This window comes from Burkholderia sp. IMCC1007 (assembly GCF_027257875.1).
GTDB lineage: Bacteria > Pseudomonadota > Gammaproteobacteria > Burkholderiales > Burkholderiaceae > Burkholderia.
The window spans coordinates 1-21,336 of record NZ_JAPVQY010000044.1; the positions used below are offsets into that span (position 1 = coordinate 1).

Annotated in this window: 18 protein-coding genes; 15 read left to right on the plus strand and 3 right to left on the minus strand. The window is 64.6% G+C overall.

The features are described from left to right. The 7 genes from O1Q03_RS28745 to O1Q03_RS40310 all read left to right on the plus strand — a co-directional run. A partial coding sequence (locus O1Q03_RS28745) for a type VI secretion system Vgr family protein (protein ID WP_269507420.1) occupies window positions 1–1,338 on the plus strand: 1,338 nt, incomplete at its 5' end. After that, window positions 1,335–2,210, plus strand: coding sequence for a DUF4123 domain-containing protein (locus tag O1Q03_RS28750; RefSeq protein WP_269507422.1), 876 nt, complete (start codon window positions 1,335–1,337; stop codon window positions 2,208–2,210). The genes O1Q03_RS28745 and O1Q03_RS28750, both read left to right, overlap by 4 nt. A gap of 21 nt (window positions 2,211–2,231) precedes the next feature. After that, entirely contained in the window at window positions 2,232–4,883 is a 2,652-nt protein-coding gene (locus O1Q03_RS28755; RefSeq protein WP_269507423.1) for a T6SS effector BTH_I2691 family protein, read from the plus strand. Continuing rightward, complete coding sequence (locus tag O1Q03_RS28760; protein WP_269507424.1) at window positions 4,884–6,023, plus strand: DUF6708 domain-containing protein; 1,140 nt, start codon at window positions 4,884–4,886, stop codon at window positions 6,021–6,023. Between the two features lie 184 nt (window positions 6,024–6,207). After that, window positions 6,208–7,347, plus strand: a complete 1,140-nt coding sequence (locus O1Q03_RS28765; protein WP_269507425.1) for a DUF6708 domain-containing protein — start codon at window positions 6,208–6,210, stop codon at window positions 7,345–7,347. Between the two features lie 184 nt (window positions 7,348–7,531). Further along, window positions 7,532–8,710, plus strand: coding sequence for a DUF6708 domain-containing protein (locus O1Q03_RS28770; RefSeq protein WP_269507426.1), 1,179 nt, complete (start codon window positions 7,532–7,534; stop codon window positions 8,708–8,710). After that, a complete protein-coding gene (locus O1Q03_RS40310; protein WP_442865876.1) occupies window positions 8,707–8,970 on the plus strand; it encodes a PAAR domain-containing protein in 264 nt (87 codons plus the stop codon). The genes O1Q03_RS28770 and O1Q03_RS40310 overlap by 4 nt, the downstream gene beginning before the upstream one ends. A gap of 281 nt (window positions 8,971–9,251) precedes the next feature. Here the strand turns inward: O1Q03_RS40310 and O1Q03_RS28775 are convergent, their stop codons facing one another. Next, window positions 9,252–10,961: a glutamine--tRNA ligase/YqeY domain fusion protein gene (locus O1Q03_RS28775; RefSeq protein ID WP_269507428.1), complete on the minus strand. Its 1,710-nt coding sequence runs from the start codon at window positions 10,959–10,961 to the stop codon at window positions 9,252–9,254. Window positions 10,962–11,216: 255 nt separating this feature from the next. Between O1Q03_RS28775 and O1Q03_RS28780 the strand changes: the two genes are divergently transcribed. From O1Q03_RS28780 to O1Q03_RS28795, 4 genes are all read left to right on the plus strand, one after another. Continuing rightward, the gene (locus O1Q03_RS28780; protein WP_269507429.1) at window positions 11,217–11,426 is read left to right on the plus strand and encodes an ornithine acetyltransferase; all 210 of its coding nucleotides are present in this window, start codon (window positions 11,217–11,219) and stop codon (window positions 11,424–11,426) included. A 178-nt stretch (window positions 11,427–11,604) separates the two neighbouring features. Then, window positions 11,605–12,159 (plus strand): RBBP9/YdeN family alpha/beta hydrolase, encoded by a 555-nt coding sequence (locus tag O1Q03_RS28785; protein ID WP_269507430.1) that lies wholly within the window; start codon window positions 11,605–11,607, stop codon window positions 12,157–12,159. 274 nt (window positions 12,160–12,433) lie between these two features. After that, a complete protein-coding gene (locus O1Q03_RS28790) occupies window positions 12,434–12,862 on the plus strand; it encodes a L,D-transpeptidase (protein WP_269507432.1) in 429 nt (142 codons plus the stop codon). Next, on the plus strand, window positions 12,859–13,428 hold the full coding sequence (locus O1Q03_RS28795) for a hypothetical protein (RefSeq protein WP_269507433.1): 570 nt from the start codon (window positions 12,859–12,861) through the stop codon (window positions 13,426–13,428). Before O1Q03_RS28790 ends, O1Q03_RS28795 begins: the two co-directional genes overlap by 4 nt. 60 nt (window positions 13,429–13,488) lie before the next feature. On the opposite strand, the gene O1Q03_RS28800 is transcribed toward O1Q03_RS28795, so the two are convergent. Continuing rightward, window positions 13,489–14,709: a CaiB/BaiF CoA transferase family protein gene (locus O1Q03_RS28800; RefSeq protein ID WP_269507484.1), complete on the minus strand. Its 1,221-nt coding sequence runs from the start codon at window positions 14,707–14,709 to the stop codon at window positions 13,489–13,491. 237 nt (window positions 14,710–14,946) lie between these two features. On the opposite strand from O1Q03_RS28800, the gene alaS reads away from it, so the two are divergent. Then, the gene (gene alaS / locus O1Q03_RS28805) at window positions 14,947–17,571 is read left to right on the plus strand and encodes an alanine--tRNA ligase (protein ID WP_269507434.1); all 2,625 of its coding nucleotides are present in this window, start codon (window positions 14,947–14,949) and stop codon (window positions 17,569–17,571) included. 146 nt (window positions 17,572–17,717) lie between these two features. Here alaS and O1Q03_RS28810 read toward each other — a convergent pair whose 3' ends face one another. Then, window positions 17,718–18,632 carry a LysR family transcriptional regulator gene (locus tag O1Q03_RS28810; RefSeq protein ID WP_269507435.1) on the minus strand — a complete coding sequence of 305 codons (915 nt, stop codon included), beginning with the start codon at window positions 18,630–18,632 and terminating at the stop codon, window positions 17,718–17,720. 122 nt (window positions 18,633–18,754) lie between these two features. Between O1Q03_RS28810 and O1Q03_RS28815 the strand changes: the two genes are divergently transcribed. The 3 genes from O1Q03_RS28815 (at window position 18,755) to O1Q03_RS28825 (ending at window position 21,324) form a co-directional block, all read left to right on the plus strand. Continuing rightward, window positions 18,755–20,071, plus strand: coding sequence for a YbfB/YjiJ family MFS transporter (locus tag O1Q03_RS28815; protein WP_269507436.1), 1,317 nt, complete (start codon window positions 18,755–18,757; stop codon window positions 20,069–20,071). Between the two features lie 121 nt (window positions 20,072–20,192). Further along, window positions 20,193–20,729: an NUDIX domain-containing protein gene (locus O1Q03_RS28820; RefSeq protein WP_269507437.1), complete on the plus strand. Its 537-nt coding sequence runs from the start codon at window positions 20,193–20,195 to the stop codon at window positions 20,727–20,729. 157 nt (window positions 20,730–20,886) lie between these two features. Next, window positions 20,887–21,324 carry an acyl-CoA thioesterase gene (locus O1Q03_RS28825; RefSeq protein WP_269507438.1) on the plus strand — a complete coding sequence of 146 codons (438 nt, stop codon included), beginning with the start codon at window positions 20,887–20,889 and terminating at the stop codon, window positions 21,322–21,324. Window positions 21,325–21,336: the final 12 nt, after the last annotated feature.

Below are 21,336 nucleotides of genomic sequence, written 5' to 3' on the forward strand. Positions count from 1 at the left end.
TACGACTACCCGGGCCGCTACAAGCACGAAGGCAGCGGCAACGCGTTCACCCAGGACCGTCTGCGTGGCCACCGGCGCGATGCGCGTATCGCACGCGTGAGCGGCGACGACGCGCGCCTGCAACCGGGCATCGCCTTCGAACTCACCGGCCATCCGCGCGAAGACATGAATCGGAGTTGGCGCCCGGTCAATATGGTCCACCGCGGCAAGCAGTTCACGAGCCAGGCCGAGGACAGTGCCGACGCGCAACAGGGCACCCACTACCGCTACGAGGCGGTGCTGGTGCCGGACGACACCGAATGGCGCGCCGAGCCGTTGCCGCGGCCACGTATCGACGGTCCGCAGCCGGCCACCGTGGTCGGACCGGAAGGCGAAGAGATCTACACCGATCAATATGGCCGCGTGAAGGTGCAGTTTCCGTGGGATCGGCAGGGGCGGTATGACGAACACAGCTCATGCTGGATTCAGGTCGCGCAGAACTGGGCGGGTGCGCTGTGGGGCCATATGGCGATCCCGCGCATCGGACAAGAAGTCATCGTCGGCTACCTGGATGGCGACGTGGACCAGCCGTTCATCCTGGGCAGGGCATACAACCGCCTGCAATTGCCGCCGTACGAGTTACCCAGGCACAAGACGCGAATGACGATCAAAAGTCAGACGCACAAGGGAGACGGGTTCAACGAACTGCGCTTCGAGGATGAGGCCGGGCAGGAAGAAATCTACGTTCACGCGCAGCGTGACCAGAACATCCACGTCAACCACGACGAAACCACGTTCGTCGGCCATGACCGTAGCGAGAACATCACACACGACGAATTCCTCAAGGTCGGCAATAACCGCCACGACACGATCGCCAACGACGACCGTACCGACATCGGGCACGATCAACTGACCACCGTCGGCAACGACCAGACGCTGGTCATCGAACGCACCCAGCAAATCTCGATTACGCGGGATCGCATCGAGGAAATCGGCAACAGCCGTGTCGACAGGATCGCCGCCAACCACACGGCCAGCGTAGGCGGCCACGTCGAAGTGTCCGTACAGGGGCATCACCAGCTACAGGCAACGGAGGCCATCCGGAATCACACGAAGCACTACGAGTGTTTCGCCGACTCCATTTGCTGGAGCACACCGGGCGGCGTTCTCACACTCGATGCGAGCGGCCTCAAATTCAACGGCGCCGCGGTCAACTACAAAGCCGGCGCCATCGACCTGTCCAGCGGAGGCGGCGGTACACCGCTGGCCCTCGCGGGTGTTCCGAATGCCGGCGAGCCCATCTGCGTCGGTTGCTGGCTGAAGGCGGCTGCCGAACATCAGGCACTGGTGAAGCTATGAGAATACTTGAAGACCAACTCCTCGAAGAAATGCACGCGATCGGGCCCACGGCGCGTCTGCTGGCCGTGAGCGACATGGCGGAACTCGATGACGAACTACGGAGTGCCGTGCATGAGCGGTTCGCGGGAAATATCTATCCGTTGCTGCGAGACCCGGCCTGGCACGCGCTACGTCCCTACAGCCCCCTCCTGCTTGCGACGGACGCCGCCGACCGTCAAGGGCACTACAAGTTCGCCGGTGCCTTCAGTACCGGGCTTCGAAACGCGCTGCACGGCTGGATAGTCAGCACCGTGCCCCCCGAACGGCTTGTCGAGCATCTGGCCCATGCCACCCTCGCTCACGGCCCGGATGGCGCCACCTATCTATTGCGCTATTACGATCCCTGGGTACTGCCAGTGCTATACCAGCGAGCGCCACCGAACTGGTGGCGTGAATTCATCGCCCCTGTCTCGTCGTGGTGGGTTCCGCGGGCCGACACGCGGGTTCAGCGCTGGGGACGGATTCCCGGTCGGGCGGCTGCGCACGCCAACCCGCCGTCCCCCCTGATGATCGACGAAGCGCTCTGGCAGGCCCTGATAGGCGACCCGCTGCCGCACCGTCTGCTCCAGGCGGTGGAAGCCCGAACGCCGGAACTGCTCGACAACCCGTGCCGAGGCGTACGGCTGGCCCGTATCGAAGCGCTGCTTGCCAGCGCGCGCGAAGCGGGCCTATCCGAACACGACGATCTGCACGACTACGTTTTCATCGCACTGGTTCAGAGCCCGGACCGCCTGAAGGCTGACCAGTGCTGGCAGCACGCGATTCGCGTTGCGGCAGCCGGAAAAGGTCGTCTTGGCGATCTGTATCTCGCCTATCGCCGCCAGCAAGCATAGCCCGACCACGAGAGAACATCGATGTCCCAACCGACCTATTCCCTGACTGATCTTCTCGGCATCAGTCGCGATGCGGCGAATCGAACGCGCAGCAATGACGCACCGAGCCCGTGCGTGAGTTGCAAGCGCACGTTGACCATTTTGCCGCTGCGCTATGGCGTGATAGCGGATGACGACAAAGCCGGAGTCGAACAACTGGCGTCATCGTTGCCGGCGCACCTGGGCAAGAAGCTCAACGTCACCCTCTCCCATAGCCGATATGCGGTGCGCAGCGTGCGCGAAGGCTATATCTACCTGTTCGTACAGCGCCGTGGCAAGGCGTACGCCTGTGAGGCCACCTATCGAGTCTGCGACAGCGGGCTGCTTCAGCTGGTCTGGTCCTATGATCCGGGCGTGCCCGTGGGCGGCATCCAGAACCTTGGGAGCTGGACCCTGACCGTGGGCGACCCCGAGGACATCGACGAAGCGAGAATTCTCTTCACGCCCGACCCGTTAAGCCCCGCGAAGGTTGACCGCTACCGTGACGTCGCGTTGTATCGCAATCGTCTGCAAAAGTTTGATTTGCGCACGCTTGCGCGGAGCTGCACGAATGTCGAGGATGTGGTGGACCCGCACCAGCTCGACGCCACCGTAGCGGAATTGCGCGCGGGCAATCACGTCGGCGCCAAGGCGGTTCTGGAGAGACAGGCGTTCCCGCCATTTCGCAGCGCGTTGAAGCCGGGGAGCGCCGCCGAGGAAGTCACCGCGATCTACAAGAGCACACGGGATACGCTGAAGCAGAATGCCGGCATAGCCGTGGTTCTGTATGACCCTATCGGCGTGGTTCAGGAGTTGAATGCGTGGCGTAACGACGCGATCGAAATCAATCGCTCGTGGTTGCAAGTGGCGGATAGCCAGGGCATCACGAACGAGCGTCGGCATGCCGTGGCCGAAGCGCTGGACAACATCAAGGAGGCCATGCAGTGCGGTTACATCGAAAACGCGGGGATGGATGCGCAAGCGAAGCTGCGCTATGCGCGGGACAGTGACTTGCGCATGAAAGCGCGCATTGGGTTCAATCCGCAAAACCTCGAGGAATTGGAGAAGCGCTACGATCCGGCACAGGCGCGCCAGCGTGCGGAAAAGGACGCCCCGCACGCGTTCGACCGCTATCAGGTGCTCTTGGATTGGGACGGAGCCAAAGCGAGCGTTCAGAAGGAATTCTCTCGTCGCGACAAGCAGGCACAGCGGGAGATGGACAAGCGCGAACCCGACCATCTTGGCTGGTTGCATAGTGAACTGTTGGCCGAGGCGCTCGATCGCTACGATCGTCGCGACCCGGTTTGGGGACAGGCCTTTGCCGAACAGGTCGTGCTGTGCGTGGTTGGCATGAACGGCTGCGCTAGCGGTGCGGCCAAGCTGGGTTCCTGGTGGTCGGATATCGCGATCGGCAAGGATAACTTCGCCTGGCGGGCGTTGACGCGAAACCAGGTGGAGATCGAGGAAGCCGCCAAGCTGGCTTTGGCCGAGGCCAAGGCACAGGCCGGCGACGGGATGACGGTGGCGAACATGACGGCCATGTTGAGCGCCCAGAATGAGCGCTTCAAAAACGTAGCCGCTCTGCTGGGCAAGGCTGATGCCGCTGTCGACGCCGCGATGGTGGCGGGCACGCACCGATGGTTCGACGCGGCCCGGTTGAGCCGTTCGCTCACGCTGTTCGCGCAGGCGCATCAGTACCTGTTCAAGCTCCTGCCGCACAATGCGGCCGACCGCAATCTGCTGGTCCCGATGTTGGGCTTCATCCACGCGAACCTGGGCAGAAGCGTTACGTGCCTGCGCCTCGAAGAACTGGCGGCGGTGGGGCGAAGCGCCAGCGAAGCGCGGGTAGCCGGTCAGGTGAACGCCCACATCGCCCGGGTACGCAATACCTTGACCCAGGAATTCCAGAACCGTGGGAACGGCCAGTTCTATAAGGTTCGTGCTGGCGTGATCGTTGCGCTTGTGGAGTCGATCGCCTTGCTGACCAAAGCGGTCGGTTCCGACAAGGGAACCAAGGAGTATGCGGAGTTGACTGCGGCGGGGTTGGTCACTGCGGCAGCGGGGTTCGAGTTGGCGGCAACGGGAATCGAGTCGGTCGCGGCGCGGTATGCGCCTTCTACTGTTGTGGGACGGGGGGCTTCGATTGCGTTGGGTGGGATGAAGTTGTTTGGTGGATTGTTGGCTACGGTGGGGGGTGGGATTTCTATCGCGTTGGCAGCAGTGGATGCCAAGTCTGAGCTACAGCAGGGCCGTTACACCCTTGGTTTTGCGTATACCTGTCAAGCAATCGTTTCAACTGCAATTACAGCCTTAGCTTCGATGTTGTCGCTGTCTGCCTCTGGCGCCTATCTGCAGTGGCTCCTACAGAATACGGAACGCACGCTCTTGCGTTTGATATTGCCTGCACTGATTCGCTGGTCGGCGGCATTAGCCGTTCCAGAAGTGACAGCCATGCTCGGGTTGGCACTCGGATGGGCGACCGTTATTGGCGTGGTAGTGGCGGTCGTGATTTGGGCCATCCTGCCAGACGAACTGGAAAGTTGGTGTACACACAGCTGCCTCGGTAAACGAGAACTCAACAGCTTTTGGAAGCCATTTAAAAGCGAAGAAAAAGAGCTGGTTAGTCTATACGAAGCCTTCGGCGCGGTGAAATAAATGTACTTCATAGAACGTGGAATCTGGGCGATACAGAACGATCCCGGAGAGAGAGGCGAGCTGGAGGCCAATATGGCTCTCGCGCTCAAAAAGGAAAAATTGGAAAAACAGCGGGGAGATAAACCGCTCCCTGGCATTCGCGATAGGGTGAGCGAGCATCCATGCGCGGACGGCTCCATTTATGCCTTTAACGATACCTATATCGAAATCTATGCGGGTGCCTTGCAGGAAAAACGAGGTGTTATCACAGTTCTGACTCTGACATTGGGTTTCATCATCTGGACATTCGGATCACTATCTATAGGGCTAAGTACCGTCTGGTTTACAGGCATCCATTATTGGCTAAGAAGACCCGCTATAGCCATGGACTATATTGGCTCGGTGCTCATTGGCTTGCTCGTGGTTGGAATTTGCTGGGCGGTGCATAAATTCCTCTGGCGCTTCATCCGACTGGAGAACTTCGTCCAACGTCGCCTGCTCATCCGTTTCAACCGCGTAACACGGCAGGTGTATCTGCATCGTCCCGGCTATGCCGGCGGCCTGGCCACTTTGGCCTGGGACCAAGTCTCCCCGGAGGCTGCGGTGGGCCTTCCTGAATGGCGAGGAACCGGCACCCAACTGATGCTCGCCTGGACCAACGACATGACGGGCCTGCCGTATTTCCACATCATGCTCGTCGGCAAAGTGGCGAATGGCACGAGCGATATCGTCAACCTGTGGGAATTCATCCGTCGCTACATGGAGGAAGGCCCGCAATCGGTGCCGCGGCCGAAGAAGTTGCTCGGCAAGGTGCCATGGCCCTGGTTGTCGCTGCAAGCGCCGTGGAGCTTCTTCAAGCCGTTATGGCGCGGAGGGTTGAAGCGTGGCGTGCTGCTGTGGACGGTGCTGCTCTCGCCCGTGATACTTCTCCACGCCACCTTGCATTGGATTTCACTACTGCTGGGCTGGGAGCCACGCTGGCCACGGATCATTCGCGAGGCGGGGTTGCCTGGAAAACCCGTGCCGCCGCTGTCCACCGCGGCCGACTGGCCACCACCACCCGCGCCGAAGCCCAAGCCCCGCCGTCCGCGCAAGCCTCGGAACAAGGCGTTGCAGCCCGATGAAAAGAATACTGTCCCAGCAGAAAAACGCGATGACTAGGCACAGCGCGGATGGCGGCAGGCGGTCCGCGTCGCGGCAGCCGGCAAAGGGCATGTTGTATCTCGCCTAGCGCCGCGAGCAAGTGTAGCGCCTTGATAAGAGAAGATCGATGCCCGACTCAATCTATTCCCTGGCGGAGCCGCTCGGCATCAGTCGCGACGAAGCCTTTAGTGCGGTGAAATAAATGTACTTCATAGAACGCGGAATCTGGGCGATACAGAACGATCCCGAAGAGCGAGGAGAACTGGAGGCCAATATGGCTCGTGCGCTCAAAAAGGAAAAATTGGAAAAACAGCGGGGAGATGAACCGCTCCCTGGCATTCGCGATAGGGTGAGTGAGCATCCATGTGCGGACGGCTCCATTTATGCCTTTAACGATACCTACATCGAAATCTATGCGGGTGCTATGCAAGACAAGCGAGGTGTCGTCACTGTTCTGACTCTAATGCTTAGCTCTATCGCCTGGATATTGGTGTCGCTGAATATGGATCTCGGTAAAGTCTGGTTTACAGGGGTCCATTATTGGCGAGGAAGGCCAGCTATAGCTATGGACTATATTGCCTCGACGGTCAGTGGATTATATATGCTTGGAATCTGCTGGGTAGTGCGTAAATTCCTTTGGCGCTTCATCCGACTGGAGAATTTCGTCCAACGTCGCCTGCTCATCCGTTTCAACCGCGTAACACGGCAGGTGTATCTGCATCGTCCCGGCTATGCCGGCGGCCTGGCCACTTTGGCTTGGGAGCAAGTCTCCCCGGAGGCCGCAGTAGGTCTCCCCGAATGGCGAGGAACCGGCACTCAACTAATGCTCGCCTGGACCAACGACATGACGGGCCTGCCGTATTTCCACATCATGCTCGTCGGCAAAGTGGCGAATGGTACGAGCGATATCGTCAACCTGTGGGAATTCATCCGCCGCTACATGGAGGAAGGTCCGCAATCGGTACCACGGCCCAAGAAACTGCTCGGCAAGGTGCCATGGCCCTGGTTGTCGCTGCAAGCGCCGTGGAGCTTCTTCAAGCCGTTATGGCGCGGAGGGTTGAAGCGTGGCGTGCTGCTGTGGACGGTGCTGCTCTCGCCCGTGATACTTTTCCACGCCACCTTGCATTGGATTTCACTACTGCTGGGCTGGGAGCCACGCTGGCCACGGATCATTCGCGAGGCGGGGTTGCCTGGAAAACCCGTGCCGCCGCTGTCCACCGCGGCCGATTGGCCACCACCACCCGTGCCGAAGCCCAAGCCCCGCCGTCCGCGCAAGCCACGCAACAAGGCGTTGCAGCCCGATGAAAAGAATACTGTCCCAGCAGAAAAACGCGATGACTAGGCACAGCGCGGATGGCGGCAGGCGGTCCGCGTCGCGGCAGCCGGCAAAGGGCATGTTGTATCTCGCCTAGCGCCGCGAGCAAGTGTAGCGCCTCGACAAGAGAAGATCGATGCCCGACTCAATCTATTCCCTGGCGGAGCCGCTCGGCATCAGTCGCGACGAAGCTTTTGGTGCGGTGAAATAAATGTACTTCATAGAACGTGGAATCTGGGCGATACAGAATGATCCGGAGGAGCGAGGAGAGCTGGAAGCCAATATGGCTCGCGCACTCAAAAAAGAAAAATTGGAAAAAGAGCGGGGAGATAAGCCACTCCCTGGCATCCATGATCGAGTGAGCGAGCACCCATGTGCGGATGGCTCCATTTACGCCTTTAACGATACCTACATTGAAATCTATGCAGGCGCGCTTCAAGACAAGCGAGGCGTCATCACAGTTCTGACTCTGATGTTGGGCTCCATCATCTGGATATTAGGATCATTTTCAATAGAGTTTGGAACAGTCTGGTTTACAGGTATTCATTATTGGCTAAAAAGAACTGCTATAGCGATGGACTATATTACGTCTGTTGTCGTTGGACTGTATATGCTTGGAGTGTGCTGGGCGGTGCATAAATTCCTCTGGCGCTTCATCCGGCTCGAGAATTTCGTCCAACGTCGCCTGCTCATCCGTTTCAACCGCGTAACACGGCAGGTGTATCTGCATCGTCCCGGCTATGCCGGCGGCCTGGCCACTTTGGCTTGGGAGCAAGTCTCCCCGGAGGCCGCAGTAGGTCTCCCCGAATGGCGAGGAACCGGCACGCAACTAATGCTGGCCTGGACCAACGACATGACGGGCCTGCCGTATTTCCACATCATGCTCGTCGGCAAAGTGGCGAATGGTACGAGCGATATCGTCAACCTGTGGGAATTCATCCGCCGCTACATGGAGGAAGGTCCGCAATCGGTACCACGGCCGAAGAAACTGCTCGGCAAAGTGCCATGGCCCTGGTTGTCGCTGCAAGCGCCGTGGAGCTTCTTCAAGCCGTTATGGCGCGGAGGGTTGAAGCGTGGCGTGCTGCTGTGGACGGTGCTGCTCTCGCCCGTGATACTTCTCCACGCCACCTTGCATTGGATTTCACTACTGCTGGGCTGGGAGCCACGCTGGCCACGGATCATTCGCGAGGCGGGGTTGCCTGGAAAACCCGTGCCGCCGCTGTCCACCGCGGCCGACTGGCCACCACCACCCGCGCCGAAGCCCAAGCCCCGCCGTCCGCGCAAGCCTCGGAACAAGGCGTTGCAGCCCGACGTGAAGAGTGATGCTTCGAAAACACGCGATGACCAAACACCCGACAACTCTACGAATCAACATGGGATAGCACGATGACTCGCTCCTTGATTGTCTTGGGCAACACCAGCACCCACGGCGGTGCCGTGCAAACGGCAACGACTGGTTTAATGGTGAATGGCATTCCCGTCGCGGGGCACGGCGACATTTTGCAATGCCCGATGCACGGCCCGGTTGCGCTTCAGGCGTCCGGAAGCGGCATGCAGTCCAACGGGAAGGCACCGATCCGCGATGGCGACACAGCCACGTGTGGTGCAACGTTGATTGCCTCGCGGAGCGGGGTCACTTGGGCAGGCTAGGTGAGGGGTGGCAGCAGTGTGACGGCGACGAACGAACACGCGTGCAGAAGGGAATTCGAGAGGCGCCCCTCCGTTCTCGATGACGACAGCTTGAACTACTCGACTACGCGATGCGCCCACGCGAGTATGTCGCGAGCGCACCAGCACAAGGTGTAGCCCTGACCACCGTGTGGGGCGCCGACCGCGTCTTGCTTTCCCGCCTGAGCGAGCAGTTTCTCGTGCGGATAATAAAGAGCCGACCTTGAAAGTCGGCTCTTTTGGGCACCGCGCGCAGAAAGCCGTCAGGCCGGCTTCCCCCAGCTATCGCGCAACCCGACGATCCGGTTGAACACCGGCTTGCCCGGCTTCGAATCGACACGGTCGGCAACAAAATAGCCATGACGTTCGAACTGCAGGCGCGTTTCCGGTGCGACGTCGCCGGCGCCCGGTTCGACGTAGGCCTGCGTGATCTTCTTCGAGTCCGGGTTCAGCGCATCGAGGAAGTTCGCGCCGCCCGCGTCGGGATGCGGCTCCTTGAACAGCCGGTCGTAGATTCGCACTTCGGCCGCCTGCGCATGTTTCGCGCTGACCCAGTGGATGTTGCCCTTGACCTTGTAGTTGTTCGCGCCTTCGGTGCCCGACTTGCTGTCCGGGAAGTAGTTGCAGTGCACGGCCGTGACGTTGCCGTCGGCATCCTTGTCGAAGCCCGTGCATTCGATCACGTAGCCGTAGCGCAGCCGCACCTTGTTGCCGGGGAACAGCCGGAAATAGCCCTTCGGCGGGTTCTCGACGAAGTCCTCGCGCTCGATCCACAGCTCGCGCGAGATCGGGAACGTGCGCACGCCGCGGTCCGGATGGTGCGGATGCACGGGGGCCGTGCACGCTTCCTCGAGGTCTTCCGGATAGTTGTCGATCACGAGCTTCAGCGGCTCCAGCACGGCAACCGAGCGCGGCGCCTTGTCGTCGAGGTCGTCGCGCAGCGCGCCTTCGAACACGCTCATGTCGATCCACGAATCGACCTTCGTCACGCCGATACGCTCGCAGAACAGATGGATACTCTCCGGCGTGAAGCCGCGGCGGCGGATCCCGACGATCGTCGGCATGCGCGGGTCGTCCCAGCCTTCGACGTGGCCTTCGGTCACGAGCTGCAGCAGCTTGCGCTTGCTGGTGATCGCGTACGTGAGGTTCAGCCGCGAGAATTCGATCTGTTGCGGCAGCGGGCGCGCGAACACGCCGGCTTCCGCGAGTTCGTTCAGCACCCAGTCGTACAGCGGGCGGTGATCCTCGAATTCGAGCGTGCACAGCGAATGCGTGATGCCTTCGAGCGCATCCGAGATGCAGTGCGTGTAGTCGTACATCGGATACACGCACCACGCGTCGCCGGTTCGGTAGTGGTGTGCGTAGCGGATCCGGTAGATCACCGGGTCGCGCATGTTCATGTTCGGCGAAGCCATGTCGATCTTCGCGCGCAGCACGTGCTCGCCTTCCTTGAACTCGCCGGCCTTCATCCGGCGGAACAGGTCGAGGTTTTCTTCCGGCGTGCGGTCGCGGAACGGCGACGGCTTGCCGCCTTCGGTGAGCGAGCCGCGGTTCGCGCGCATTTCTTCGGCGCTCTGGCTGTCGACGTATGCTTTGCCGCGCTTGATCAGCAGTTCGGCGAACTCGTACAGCTTGTCGTAGTAGTCGCTCGCGAAATACTGGTGATCGACCGCGTCCTTGCGCCAGTCGAAGCCGAGCCAGCGCACCGCGTCGACGATCGAGTCGACGTATTCGACGCTTTCCTTTTCCGGGTTCGTATCGTCGAAGCGCAGGTGGCACACGCCGCCGTAGTCGCGCGCGACGCTGAAGTTCAGGCAGATGCTCTTCGCGTGACCGATGTGCAGGTAGCCGTTCGGCTCGGGCGGGAAGCGCGTCTCGACGCGGCCGCCCCATTTGCCGGTGCGGTTGTCGTCGTCGATGATGTTGCGGATGAAGTTGGAAGCCGCGGGGGCGTCGTTGCGTTCGGTGCTCATGCGGTTGGCGTCAGGGTTGTGTCGGCGCGTCGCGCCGGTCTAATCCTGCAATTCTACCTGACCGGGGTCGGTACCGCGCGGGTTGCACCATGGCGCGCGCCCGGCCGGGATGTGTCGCGCAATATCTCGATAGTGTGTCGGCTGTAACACGAGGTAAATCGAATTGCCGGCGCCGTTCGGCTTTTCCTATGATGGCTTCACCGAATCAATGCCGCCATTCGTAATTTTTTGCGTGGCGGGAGGAAGCCAACAATCATGATGAAAAAGACCACTTTTCTCGTTCGTACCGCGGTAATCGTCGCGGTGGTGTCGCAACTCGGCGCATGCGCGATGACGCATACGCAGCGTAACGCCGGTATCGGCGCGGCCGCGGGCGGCGCGCTCGGCTACCTGATCACGGGCGGCCCGGTCGGCACGGTCGCCGGCGCCGCGGCAGGCGGCCTGGTCGGCGCCGGCGTGCGCTGACCGAAGCCGGCGCGCATGAGCGCCGGCCGGTCGTGACGGCGTCCGCGACGCGTCACGACCCGTTCATTCCTCGCACACCCATTCCGCAATTCGACAGGCTCTCAGGGAGCGGCGGGTGTGCGACACTTCGTCGACGTCACATAGTCACATAACGACACCCTTCGTCGACGAATCTTCCATGAGCGATTCTCTCGTTTTCGTGCTGCCGGGCTACGGCAACTCCGGTCCACTCCACTGGCAAAGCCGCTGGGAGCGCGCCGACGCGCGTTTCGTGCGCGTCACGATGCCCGACTGGAACCGTGCGGAGCGCAACGGCTGGTGCCTCGCGCTCGACCGCGCGGTCGAAGCCGCCGCGGGCCCAGTGACGATCGCCGCGCACAGCCTCGGCACGCTGACCACCGCGTGGTGGGCGACCCGCTACGCGCGGCCGGCCGCGCTCGCGAAGGTGCGCGGCGCGTTGCTCGTCGCATTGCCCGATCCGGCGGGGCCGGCGTTTCCGGCCGACGCGCACGGCTTCGGGCCGGTGCCGCACGAACGACTGCCGTTTCCGACCTGCGTCGTCGCGAGCAGCGACGATCCATACGGTTCGATCGCGTTCGCGCGCGACTGCGCGCACGCCTGGGGCAGCACCTTCCGCGACCTCGGCCCGCGCGGCCACATCAACGCGGACAGCGGACTCGGCGACTGGCCCCAAGCGCGCGGCTGGCTCGATACGCTGGCGGTCGCAGGTTGACCGTGTCGCGCAGGGCGGGTCGCAGGACCTTCAGATCGTCTGCTTCGTCTTCAACGCCGCGATCCGTTCGTTGTCGTCGCCGAGCAACGGCGGAGCCACGCGCGTCGGCAGTCCCCGAAGCACGTCGCGCCATCCGGGCTCATCGCTTGGTGGGCGTGCGCGGCAGCAGGCTCATCTGCTATCGGACAGCGCTCCGAATTTCTGACGTGTCCCATATCGCTTGAAGTCGGTCGTGGGTAATCTGGCGGGCCATTCGACCAGACGGAAAGCCTCCATGCCAGTCCAGCCCGCACGATCCGACCGCACCAAAGAAAACAACGGAGCCGCTACGAAGCGGATTCAGGTTGATCTGTCACAGCAATGCGTGGAAGCCTACGAGGGGCGAGTTTGCGTGTTCCGCTTCGACTGCGTGACAGGCGACCGCGAGCACCCGACCGATCGGGGCACATTCAGAATCCTCCGGAAGCACCACCCTTATCGCAGTCGCATGTATAACGTGCAGATGGATCATGCAATGTTCTTCACGACGGATGGCAAGGCTTTTCATCAATACCACGGACCGATGCCGCTCGGCGTCGTGCGGCTGGCTCGCAATTCGCTGAGTGACCGGTTCGGCTCGCACGGATGTGTGCGGCTGAACGAGGCCGATGCGCGGCAGCTGTACGAATGGACACCGGTCGGAACCATGGTGCAGGTGTCATGACGCCCGCGGCAACAGGCCGGCTCGTTCGCGCGGCCGGCGTGATGTTCGTCGCCGTGCTCGTCGTATTGGCTTGGCGAAGCATGGTCGGAAGCGCCGGCAGTCCCGCGCCGATCGCGCCGGGTACCGAAATACTCAGCGTGCAGCCGGATGAGGTGATGTCGTTCGTCTACACCGCCGGTACGCTGAACGTGAACGCGCATCGCGTGCAGCCGGCGGCGCCGTTCTCCGTGCGCGTCACGTTCGACGGCCGTGTTTCCCGACAGTGTGTCGCGCCCGCTGGGTTGGCCGACCGGCTCGCGCCGCTCACCACGCTGATCGCGCGCGGCAGTTTGCCCGTCGCCGAGCTTGCGACGGCGTTCCCGACGCCGCTCGGCACGCTGGAAATGCGCGATCGCATCGCCTCCGAACCGCTTCCGACATTGGTATTCCGGGGGGCGGCCGATACGGACACGGTGGCAGTCACCGGCCTCCCGGGCGCGGGCGGTCGCGCGATCGTCGTCGATCCGGCCGCGCGTGCCGCGCTCGCACTGCTCGCTGGCGGGTGCGATACGCTTGCGCAGCGCTGACCCCCGATATACCCGGCCGACCCTGCTTGCATGGGCGGTCGGGCCGGGTATCCCACGCGCTCAGATCGCCTGCTTCACCTTCAGCGCGGCGATTCGCGCGTCGTCGTAGCCGAGCATGTCGCGCAGCACGTCGTCCGTCTGCGCGCCGAGCAGCGGCGGGGCGGTGCGCGCATCGGGCGGCGTCGCGCTCATCCGGATCGGGTTGCGCACGAGCTTCACGTCCGCGCCGCACGGATGCGGCAGCGACACCTGCATCCCGCGCGCGATCACCTGCTCGTTGTCGAACACCTCGTCGAGTGCGTTGATCGGCCCGCACGGCACGCCGGCCGCTTCGAGCGCGGCGATCCAGTCGGCCTTGCCGCGCGTCTTCACCATCTCCGCGAGGATCGGCACCAGCGTGTCGCGGTGACGCACGCGCGACGGATTCGTCGAGAACCGCGCGTCGTCGGCCAGCTCGGGCCGTCCGCCGGCCTCGACGAACTTGCGGAACTGCCCGTCGTTGCCGACCGCGACGATGATCCACCCGTCGCTCGTCTGGAACGTCTGGTACGGCACGATGTTCGGATGCGCGTTGCCCCAGCGCACCGGCGCGTTGCCGCTCGCGAGGAAGTTGGTGTTCATGTTCGCGAGCAACGCGACCTGCACGTCGAGCAGCGCCATGTCGATGTACTGGCCTTCGCCCGTGCGGTCGCGGTGCGCAAGCGCGGCGAGCACGGCGATCGTCGAATAGAGGCCCGTCGCGAGATCGGCGATCGCGACGCCGGCCTTCTGCGGGCCGCCGCCCGGCTCGCCGTCGCGCTCGCCGGTGATGCTCATGAAGCCGCCGATCCCCTGCACGATGAAGTCGTAGCCCGCGCGATGCGCGTACGGCCCGGTCTGGCCGAAGCCCGTGACCGAGCAGTAGACGAGATCGGGCTTCACCGCGCGCAGCGATTCGTAGTCGAGCCCGTACTTCTTCAGTTGCCCGACCTTGTAGTTCTCGAGCACGACGTCGCTTTGCGCGGCGAGCTCGCGCACGATCTGCTGGCCCTCGGGCGTCGCGATGTCGACCGTCACCGAGCGCTTGTTGCGGTTCGCCGCGAGATAGTACGCGGCCTCGGCGGTATCGGCGCCGGCCGCGTCCTTCAGGTACGGCGGCCCCCAGTGGCGCGTGTCGTCGCCGGCGCCGGGGCGCTCGACCTTGATCACGTCCGCGCCGAAATCGGCTAGGGTCTGCGCGCACCACGGGCCCGCGAGCACGCGGGTCAGGTCCAGCACGCGGATATGGCTCAGGGCACCCATCGTCGCATCGTCTCCTTTCATGGCTCGCCTTGCAGGCCAAGGCGCATTGGCATGCCGAGCATCTTAAGGCGAATCGCCCGCGCAGGTGGCCCAGGCCGCTCGTCCGGCCGGGCGGGCCGCTGCCGTCTGGGGCGCCAGTCTCTATCGTATAATCGATCGTTTACGATATTTGCCCGCCGTGCGTCCGCCAGGACGGCCGGCGTTTGAAGCCGTCTAGCCAGACATTCCCCGCACGCCATGAAAGCTGCCGAAATCCGCGAGAAATTCCTCAAATTCTTCGAATCGAAGGGCCACACGATCGTCCGCTCGTCGAGCCTCGTGCCCGGTAACGACCCCACGCTGATGTTCACGAACTCGGGCATGGTCCAGTTCAAGGACGTGTTCCTCGGCACGGATCCGCGTCCGTACTCGCGCGCCACGACGGCGCAGCGCAGCGTGCGCGCGGGCGGCAAGCACAACGACCTCGAGAACGTCGGCTACACGGCGCGCCACCACACGTTCTTCGAGATGCTCGGCAACTTCTCGTTCGGCGACTACTTCAAGCACGACGCGATCAAGTTCGCGTGGGAGCTGCTGACCACGGTCTACCAGCTGCCGAAGGACAAGCTGTGGGTCACCGTCTACCAGGAAGACGACGAAGCGTACGACATCTGGGCGAAGGAAGTCGGCGTGCCGACCGAGCGGATCATCCGGATCGGTGACAACAAGGGCGCGCGCTACGCGTCGGACAACTTCTGGACGATGGGCGACACCGGCCCGTGCGGCCCGTGTACCGAAATCTTCTACGACCACGGCCCGGACGTGTGGGGCGGCCCGCCGGGGTCGCCTGAAGAAGACGGCGACCGCTACATCGAGATCTGGAACCTCGTGTTCATGCAGTTCAACCGCGACGCGCAGGGCAACATGACGCGCCTGCCGAAGCAGTCGGTCGACACCGGCATGGGCCTCGAGCGTCTCGCCGCGGTGTTGCAGCACGTGCACAGCAACTACGAGATCGACCTGTTCCAGAACCTGATCAAGGCCGCCGCGCGCGTGACCGAGATCACCGACCTCACGAACAACTCGCTGAAGGTGATCGCCGATCACATCCGCGCGTGCTCGTTCCTGATCGTCGACGGCGTGATCCCCGGCAACGAAGGCCGCGGCTACGTGCTGCGCCGGATCGTGCGCCGCGCGATCCGCCACGGCTACAAGCTCGGCCGCAAGGGTTCGTTCTTCCACAAGCTGGTGGCCGATCTCGTCGCCGAGATGGGCGCCGCGTACCCGGAACTGAAGGAAGCCGAACAGCGTGTGACCGACGTGCTGCGCCAGGAAGAAGAGCGCTTCTTCGAGACGATCGAGCACGGCATGTCGATCCTCGAAGCCGCGCTGGCGGATGTCGAAGCGAAGGGCGGCAAGGTGCTCGACGGCGAGCTCGCGTTCAAGCTGCACGATACCTACGGCTTCCCGTTGGACCTGACGGCCGACGTGTGCCGCGAGCGCGGGATGACGGTCGACGAGCCGGCATTCGACGACGCGATGGCGCGTCAGCGCGAGCAGGCGCGCGCGGCCGGCAAGTTCAAGGCCACGCAGGGCCTCGAATACGCGGGCGCGAAGACCACGTTCCACGGTTACGAGGAAATCGCGTTCGACGACGCGAAGGTCGTCGCGCTGTACGTCGACGGTTCGGCCGTCAACGAAGTGAAGACCGGCCAGGATGCGGTCGTCGTGCTCGACCACACGCCGTTCTACGCGGAGTCGGGCGGCCAGGTCGGCGACCAGGGCGTGCTCGCGAACGCCGCAACGCGCTTCGCGGTGGCCGACACGCTGAAGGTGCAGGCCGACGTGATCGGCCACCACGGCACGCTGGAGCAGGGCACGCTGAAGGTGGGCGACGTGCTGCGCGCGGAAATCGACGCGCACCGCCGCGCGCGCACGCAGCGCAACCACTCGGCCACCCACCTGATGCACAAGGCGCTGCGTGAAGTGCTGGGCGCGCACGTGCAGCAGAAGGGCTCGCTCGTCGACGCGGAGAAAACCCGCTTCGACTTCGCGCACAACGCACCGCTGACCGACGACGAAATCCGTCGCGTCGAGCAGATCGTCAACAACGAAATCCTGGCCAACGCGCCGGGTATCGTGCGCGTGATGCCGTACGACGAAGCGGTGAAGGGCGGCGCGATGGCGCTGTTCGGCGAGAAGTACGGCGACGAAGTGCGCGTGCTCGATCTCGGCTTCTCGCGCGAACTGTGCGGCGGCACGCACGTGCATCGCACCGGCGACATCGGCTTCTTCAAGATCGTCGTCGAAGGCGGCGTCGCGGCCGGCATCCGCCGCGTCGAGGCGATCACCGGTGACAACGCAGTGCGCTACGTGCAGGAGCTCGACGCGCGCGTGAACGAAGCCGCGGCCGCGCTGAAGGCGCAGCCGTCGGAACTCACGCAGCGTATCGCGCAGGTGCAGGAGCAGGTGAAGTCGCTCGAGAAGGAGCTGGGCGCGCTGAAGTCGAAGCTCGCATCGAGCCAGGGCGACGAGCTGGCGCAGCAGGCCGTCGAAGTCGGCGGCGTGTACGTGCTGGCCGCGACGCTCGACGGCGCGGATGCGAAGACGCTGCGCGAGACGGTCGACAAGCTGAAGGACAAGCTGAAGAACGCGGCGATCGTGCTCGCGGCCGTCGAAGGCGGCAAGGTCAGCCTGATCGCGGGCGTCACGCCGGATGCGAGCAAGAAGGTCAAGGCCGGCGAACTCGTGAACTTCGTCGCGCAGCAAGTGGGCGGCAAGGGCGGCGGCCGTCCGGACATGGCGCAGGCAGGCGGCACGGAACCGGCGAACCTGCCGGGCGCGCTGGCAGGCGTCAAGGGCTGGATCGAAGCGCGTCTTTGATCGTCACGGCCGATGCGATGCGCTCTCGCTGAGCGCATCGCATTCGATGAAATACGACCCGATCGGCGTTGGCCGGTCGGGTCGTTTCGTTTTGGGTCGGCGTTGGCGCACGCAATGCGCGCGTGCCGCTTGCCGATACTGCCGGCTCAGGCCGGCGCCGCCGCCGGCGCACTGGCCGGATCGGCGGCGTGCTGCGCGGCGTCGCCAAGCGCGTCGCGCAGCGCGGCGAGCGCCGCCGACGCGTAACCGTGCCGCCACGCGAGCAGCGTGTCGATTCCCTCGAGTTCGGCGATCGTGTACGCGGCGACGTTGCCGGTCTCCGGCTGCAGGTCGAGCACCGAGCGCGGCGCGACCGCGATCCCCGCGCCGGCCGCGACGCACGCGACGATCGCGTGATACGAGCCGAGTTCGAGCACGCGCGCGGGTTTCATCCCGTATTGCGCATACCATTGCTCGACGTATTTCCGGTACGTGCAGCCGCGCTCGAACGCGATCAGCGTCGGCAGGATCACGTCGCGCGGCGTGCGCACCGGCGGATGGCCGCGCGGCGTCAGCAGCACCAGATCCTCGCGGTAGATGGGCACGGTCTCGAACGTGTCGGGCAGCGTGTCCGGCGCGGGCGGCCGCGCGAACAGCGCCGCATCGACCTCGAAATCGCGCACCTTGTCGATCAGCCAGCCGGTCGTGCCGGTGACGAGCTCCAGCGCCACGTCGGGCCACGCATGGTGATAGCGCGCGAGCACGGTCGGCAGGCGGCTCGCGGCCGTGCTTTCCATCGTGCCGAGCCGCAGCCGCCCGCGCGGCGTGTCCTCGCGCACCGCGTCGCGCGCCTCGTCGGCCAGCGTGAGCAGCCGTTCCGCGTAGGGCAGCAGCGTGTGGCCGGCCGGCGTCAGCACGAGCCGGCGGCCGTCGCGCACGAACAGCGCCGCGCCCAGCTCCTCTTCGAGCTGCTTGATGCGTGTCGTCACGTTCGACTGCACGCGATTGAGCTTCGCCGCCGCGCGCGTCACGCCGTTCTCGCGCACGACGGCCCGGAAAATCGCCAGCGCCGCCAGGTCCATGATTCTCTCCGGAAGATGATCGGATTCTTGATTATTCATTTTTCAAGAACGTTTGGTCAAGCTACGATACAAGCGTCCCGATTCCCGTTCCGGCCGCGGCGCAGCGCGCGGCCCATGCCGCCATGTCCCGTTCCGATGCTCCGAGCGCCGTTTCCGGCGCGCACCTGTCCGACGATGCCGACCGCCGCGCGCGCACCGCGGCGCTGGCCTGCATGATCGGGCTGGCGGTCGCGCTCGGCGTCGGCCGCTTCGCGTTCACGCCGTTGCTGCCGCTGATGCTCGCCGACGGCTCGATCGGGCTGAAGCCGGGCAGCTGGCTCGCGTCGGCGAACTACGCGGGCTATTTCGTCGGCGCGGTCAGCTGCGCGGCGCTGAAGATCGCGCCCGCGCGGATGGTGCGCGTCGGGCTCGCCGCCACGGTGTTGCTGACCGCCGCGATGGGTGTCGGTCATCTGCTGCCCGTATGGCTCGTCGTGCGCTTCGTCGCGGGCGTCGTCAGCGCATGGACGTTCGTGTTCGTGTCGCAATGGGGGCTGCGGCGGCTCACCGAGCTGCACGCGCCCGAATGGAGCGGGGTGATCTACGCAGGGCCGGGCGTCGGGATCGTGCTGACGGGGCTGATCGGCAGCGCGCTCGCCGGACACCGCGCGGCGCCCGGCTGGCTGGGCTTCGCCGCGTTGTCGGCGGTGCTGTCGGTCGTGATCTGGCGCACCTTCGGCGACGTGCCGGCCGCTGCTGCCGCCGCCGCCGCCAGGCAACCGGCCGCGCCGACGCGGCATGCTGCGGCCGCAGCCACGGCCACGGCCACGGCCACGGCCGCCACGGCCGCTGCGGCAGCCGCAGCCGCTGCCGCAGCTACGCCGGCCGACGCGCGACGCCATCGTGCCGACGCCGCGTGGCTCGTCGTGCTGTACGGGATGCCGGGCTTTGGCTACATCATCACCGCGACGTTCCTGCCGGTGATCGCGCGCGCCGCGCTGCCGGCCGGCTCGCCGTGGCCGGACCTGTTCTGGCCAATGTTCGGCGCGGCGCTGATCGTCGGCGCGATCGCCGCCGCGCGGCTGCCCGGCCGCTGGGACAACCGGCTGCTGCTCGCGGCCGGCTGCGCGACGCAGGCGCTCGGCATCGCGGCAGGCATCGTGTGGCCGAACGCGGTCGGGTTCTCGGTCGGCAGCGTGCTGCTCGGGCTGCCGTTTACCGCGATCACGCTGTTCGCGATGCGCGAGGCGCGCCGCCTGCATGGCGAGCGCGCGGCCGGGCTGATGGGTTACGCGACCGCATCGTACGGGGTCGGGCAGATTCTCGGCCCGCTCGTCGCGGCGCCGCTCACCGCGCACTTCGGATCGTTCTCGCCCGCGCTGTGGGTCGCCGCCGCTGCGCTATTGGCCGGTGCGGCCGGTTTCGCGGCGACCGCCGCAAGCGGACGCGCGCGACCCTGACGGCGTCGGGGCCGGATCATCTAAGGCGCGGCAAACTCGCTAGAATGAAGCCTTTCCAGCGCCGAGCGGGCGCGCCGGGCGGCCTGCACACGGGCGCCGGACGCCCATCAGATGCCCATCGATGACCACTGCCGACTACCGTTTTTGCCCGCGCTGCGCGCGTCCGCTGACCGAGCGCGCCGATCCCGAACACGAGGGCGGTCGCATCCGGCTGGCCTGTCCGGACGACGTGTGCGGCTACGTGCACTGGAACAATCCGCTGCCCGTGGTGGCCGCGATCGTCGAGCTCGACGGCAAGATCCTGCTCGCGCGCAACGCGGCGTGGCCGGAAGGGATGTTCGCGCTGATCACCGGCTTCCTCGAGAACGGCGAGACGCCCGAGGACGGCATCGCGCGCGAGGTGTTCGAGGAAACCGCGCTTAGGGCCGAGCAGGTCACGCTGGTCGGCGTCTACGAATTCATCCGCAAGAACGAACTGATCATCGCGTACCACGTGCGCGCATCGGGCACCGTCGCGCTGTCGCCGGAGCTGCTCGAATACAAGCTCGTCGATCCGCCGCTGCTGCGGCCGTGGCGCGCCGGCACGGGCGTGGCGCTCGCCGACTGGATGCGCGCGCGCGGCCTCGACTTCGAATTCGTCGACCGGCCGGGGCAGTGACGGGCCGCGCCGCTTCCCGCTTGCCGTCCGCCGCGCCGCGCACGGTCGCACCGCGGCATCGCACCGTTCGCCGGTGTGCCGTGCTGCACGGCGGCCGCGCAACGTGCGGTTCCCCGCTTCGCTTTCCTTATCTTTTTCGTTCCTGACCGCCATCGCCATGTCCGACAAGCCGCAGCCGCGTTCGCGCGACGCCTATCCGCACTTCCTGCCGATCACGACCCGCTGGATGGACAACGACGTCTACGGGCACGTGAACAACGTCGTCTACTACAGCTACTTCGACACCGTCGTGAACGAATACCTGATCCGCGCGGGCGTGCTCGACGTCGAGCACGGACCGACGATCGGGCTGGTGGTCGAGACGCAGTGCAACTACTTCGCGCCGCTCGTGTTTCCGCAGTCGGTCGACGCGGGGCTGCGCGTCGCGAAGCTCGGCACGTCGAGCGTGCGCTACGAGATCTGGCTGTTCGCGGCCGGGCACACGGCGCCGGCCGCGCAGGGGCATTTCGTGCACGTGTACGTCGATCGCGGCACGCGCCGCCCGGTGCCGCTGCCCGACGCGCTGCGCGCGGCGCTCGAACCGCTCGCCCGCTGACGGGCACGCGGC

Excerpts from the sequence above, each read along its gene's own strand:
- O1Q03_RS28800 (WP_269507484.1), bottom strand. The coding sequence starts at position 14,709 with ATGGGTGCCCTGAGCCATATCCGCGTGCTGGACCTGACCCGCGTGCTC.
- O1Q03_RS28750 (WP_269507422.1), top strand. The coding sequence starts at position 1,335 with ATGAGAATACTTGAAGACCAACTCCTCGAAGAAATGCACGCGATCGGG.
- O1Q03_RS28770 (WP_269507426.1), top strand. The coding sequence starts at position 7,532 with ATGTACTTCATAGAACGTGGAATCTGGGCGATACAGAATGATCCGGAG.
- O1Q03_RS28815 (WP_269507436.1), top strand. The coding sequence starts at position 18,755 with ATGTCCCGTTCCGATGCTCCGAGCGCCGTTTCCGGCGCGCACCTGTCC.
- O1Q03_RS28820 (WP_269507437.1), top strand. The coding sequence starts at position 20,193 with ATGACCACTGCCGACTACCGTTTTTGCCCGCGCTGCGCGCGTCCGCTG.
- O1Q03_RS40310 (WP_442865876.1), top strand. The coding sequence starts at position 8,707 with ATGACTCGCTCCTTGATTGTCTTGGGCAACACCAGCACCCACGGCGGT.
- O1Q03_RS28760 (WP_269507424.1), top strand. The coding sequence starts at position 4,884 with ATGTACTTCATAGAACGTGGAATCTGGGCGATACAGAACGATCCCGGA.
- O1Q03_RS28825 (WP_269507438.1), top strand. The coding sequence starts at position 20,887 with ATGTCCGACAAGCCGCAGCCGCGTTCGCGCGACGCCTATCCGCACTTC.
- O1Q03_RS28790 (WP_269507432.1), top strand. The coding sequence starts at position 12,434 with ATGCCAGTCCAGCCCGCACGATCCGACCGCACCAAAGAAAACAACGGA.
- O1Q03_RS28775 (WP_269507428.1), bottom strand. The coding sequence starts at position 10,961 with ATGAGCACCGAACGCAACGACGCCCCCGCGGCTTCCAACTTCATCCGC.
- O1Q03_RS28755 (WP_269507423.1), top strand. The coding sequence starts at position 2,232 with ATGTCCCAACCGACCTATTCCCTGACTGATCTTCTCGGCATCAGTCGC.
- O1Q03_RS28785 (WP_269507430.1), top strand. The coding sequence starts at position 11,605 with ATGAGCGATTCTCTCGTTTTCGTGCTGCCGGGCTACGGCAACTCCGGT.
- O1Q03_RS28795 (WP_269507433.1), top strand. The coding sequence starts at position 12,859 with ATGACGCCCGCGGCAACAGGCCGGCTCGTTCGCGCGGCCGGCGTGATG.
- alaS (WP_269507434.1), top strand. The coding sequence starts at position 14,947 with ATGAAAGCTGCCGAAATCCGCGAGAAATTCCTCAAATTCTTCGAATCG.
- O1Q03_RS28780 (WP_269507429.1), top strand. The coding sequence starts at position 11,217 with ATGATGAAAAAGACCACTTTTCTCGTTCGTACCGCGGTAATCGTCGCG.
- O1Q03_RS28810 (WP_269507435.1), bottom strand. The coding sequence starts at position 18,632 with ATGGACCTGGCGGCGCTGGCGATTTTCCGGGCCGTCGTGCGCGAGAAC.
- O1Q03_RS28765 (WP_269507425.1), top strand. The coding sequence starts at position 6,208 with ATGTACTTCATAGAACGCGGAATCTGGGCGATACAGAACGATCCCGAA.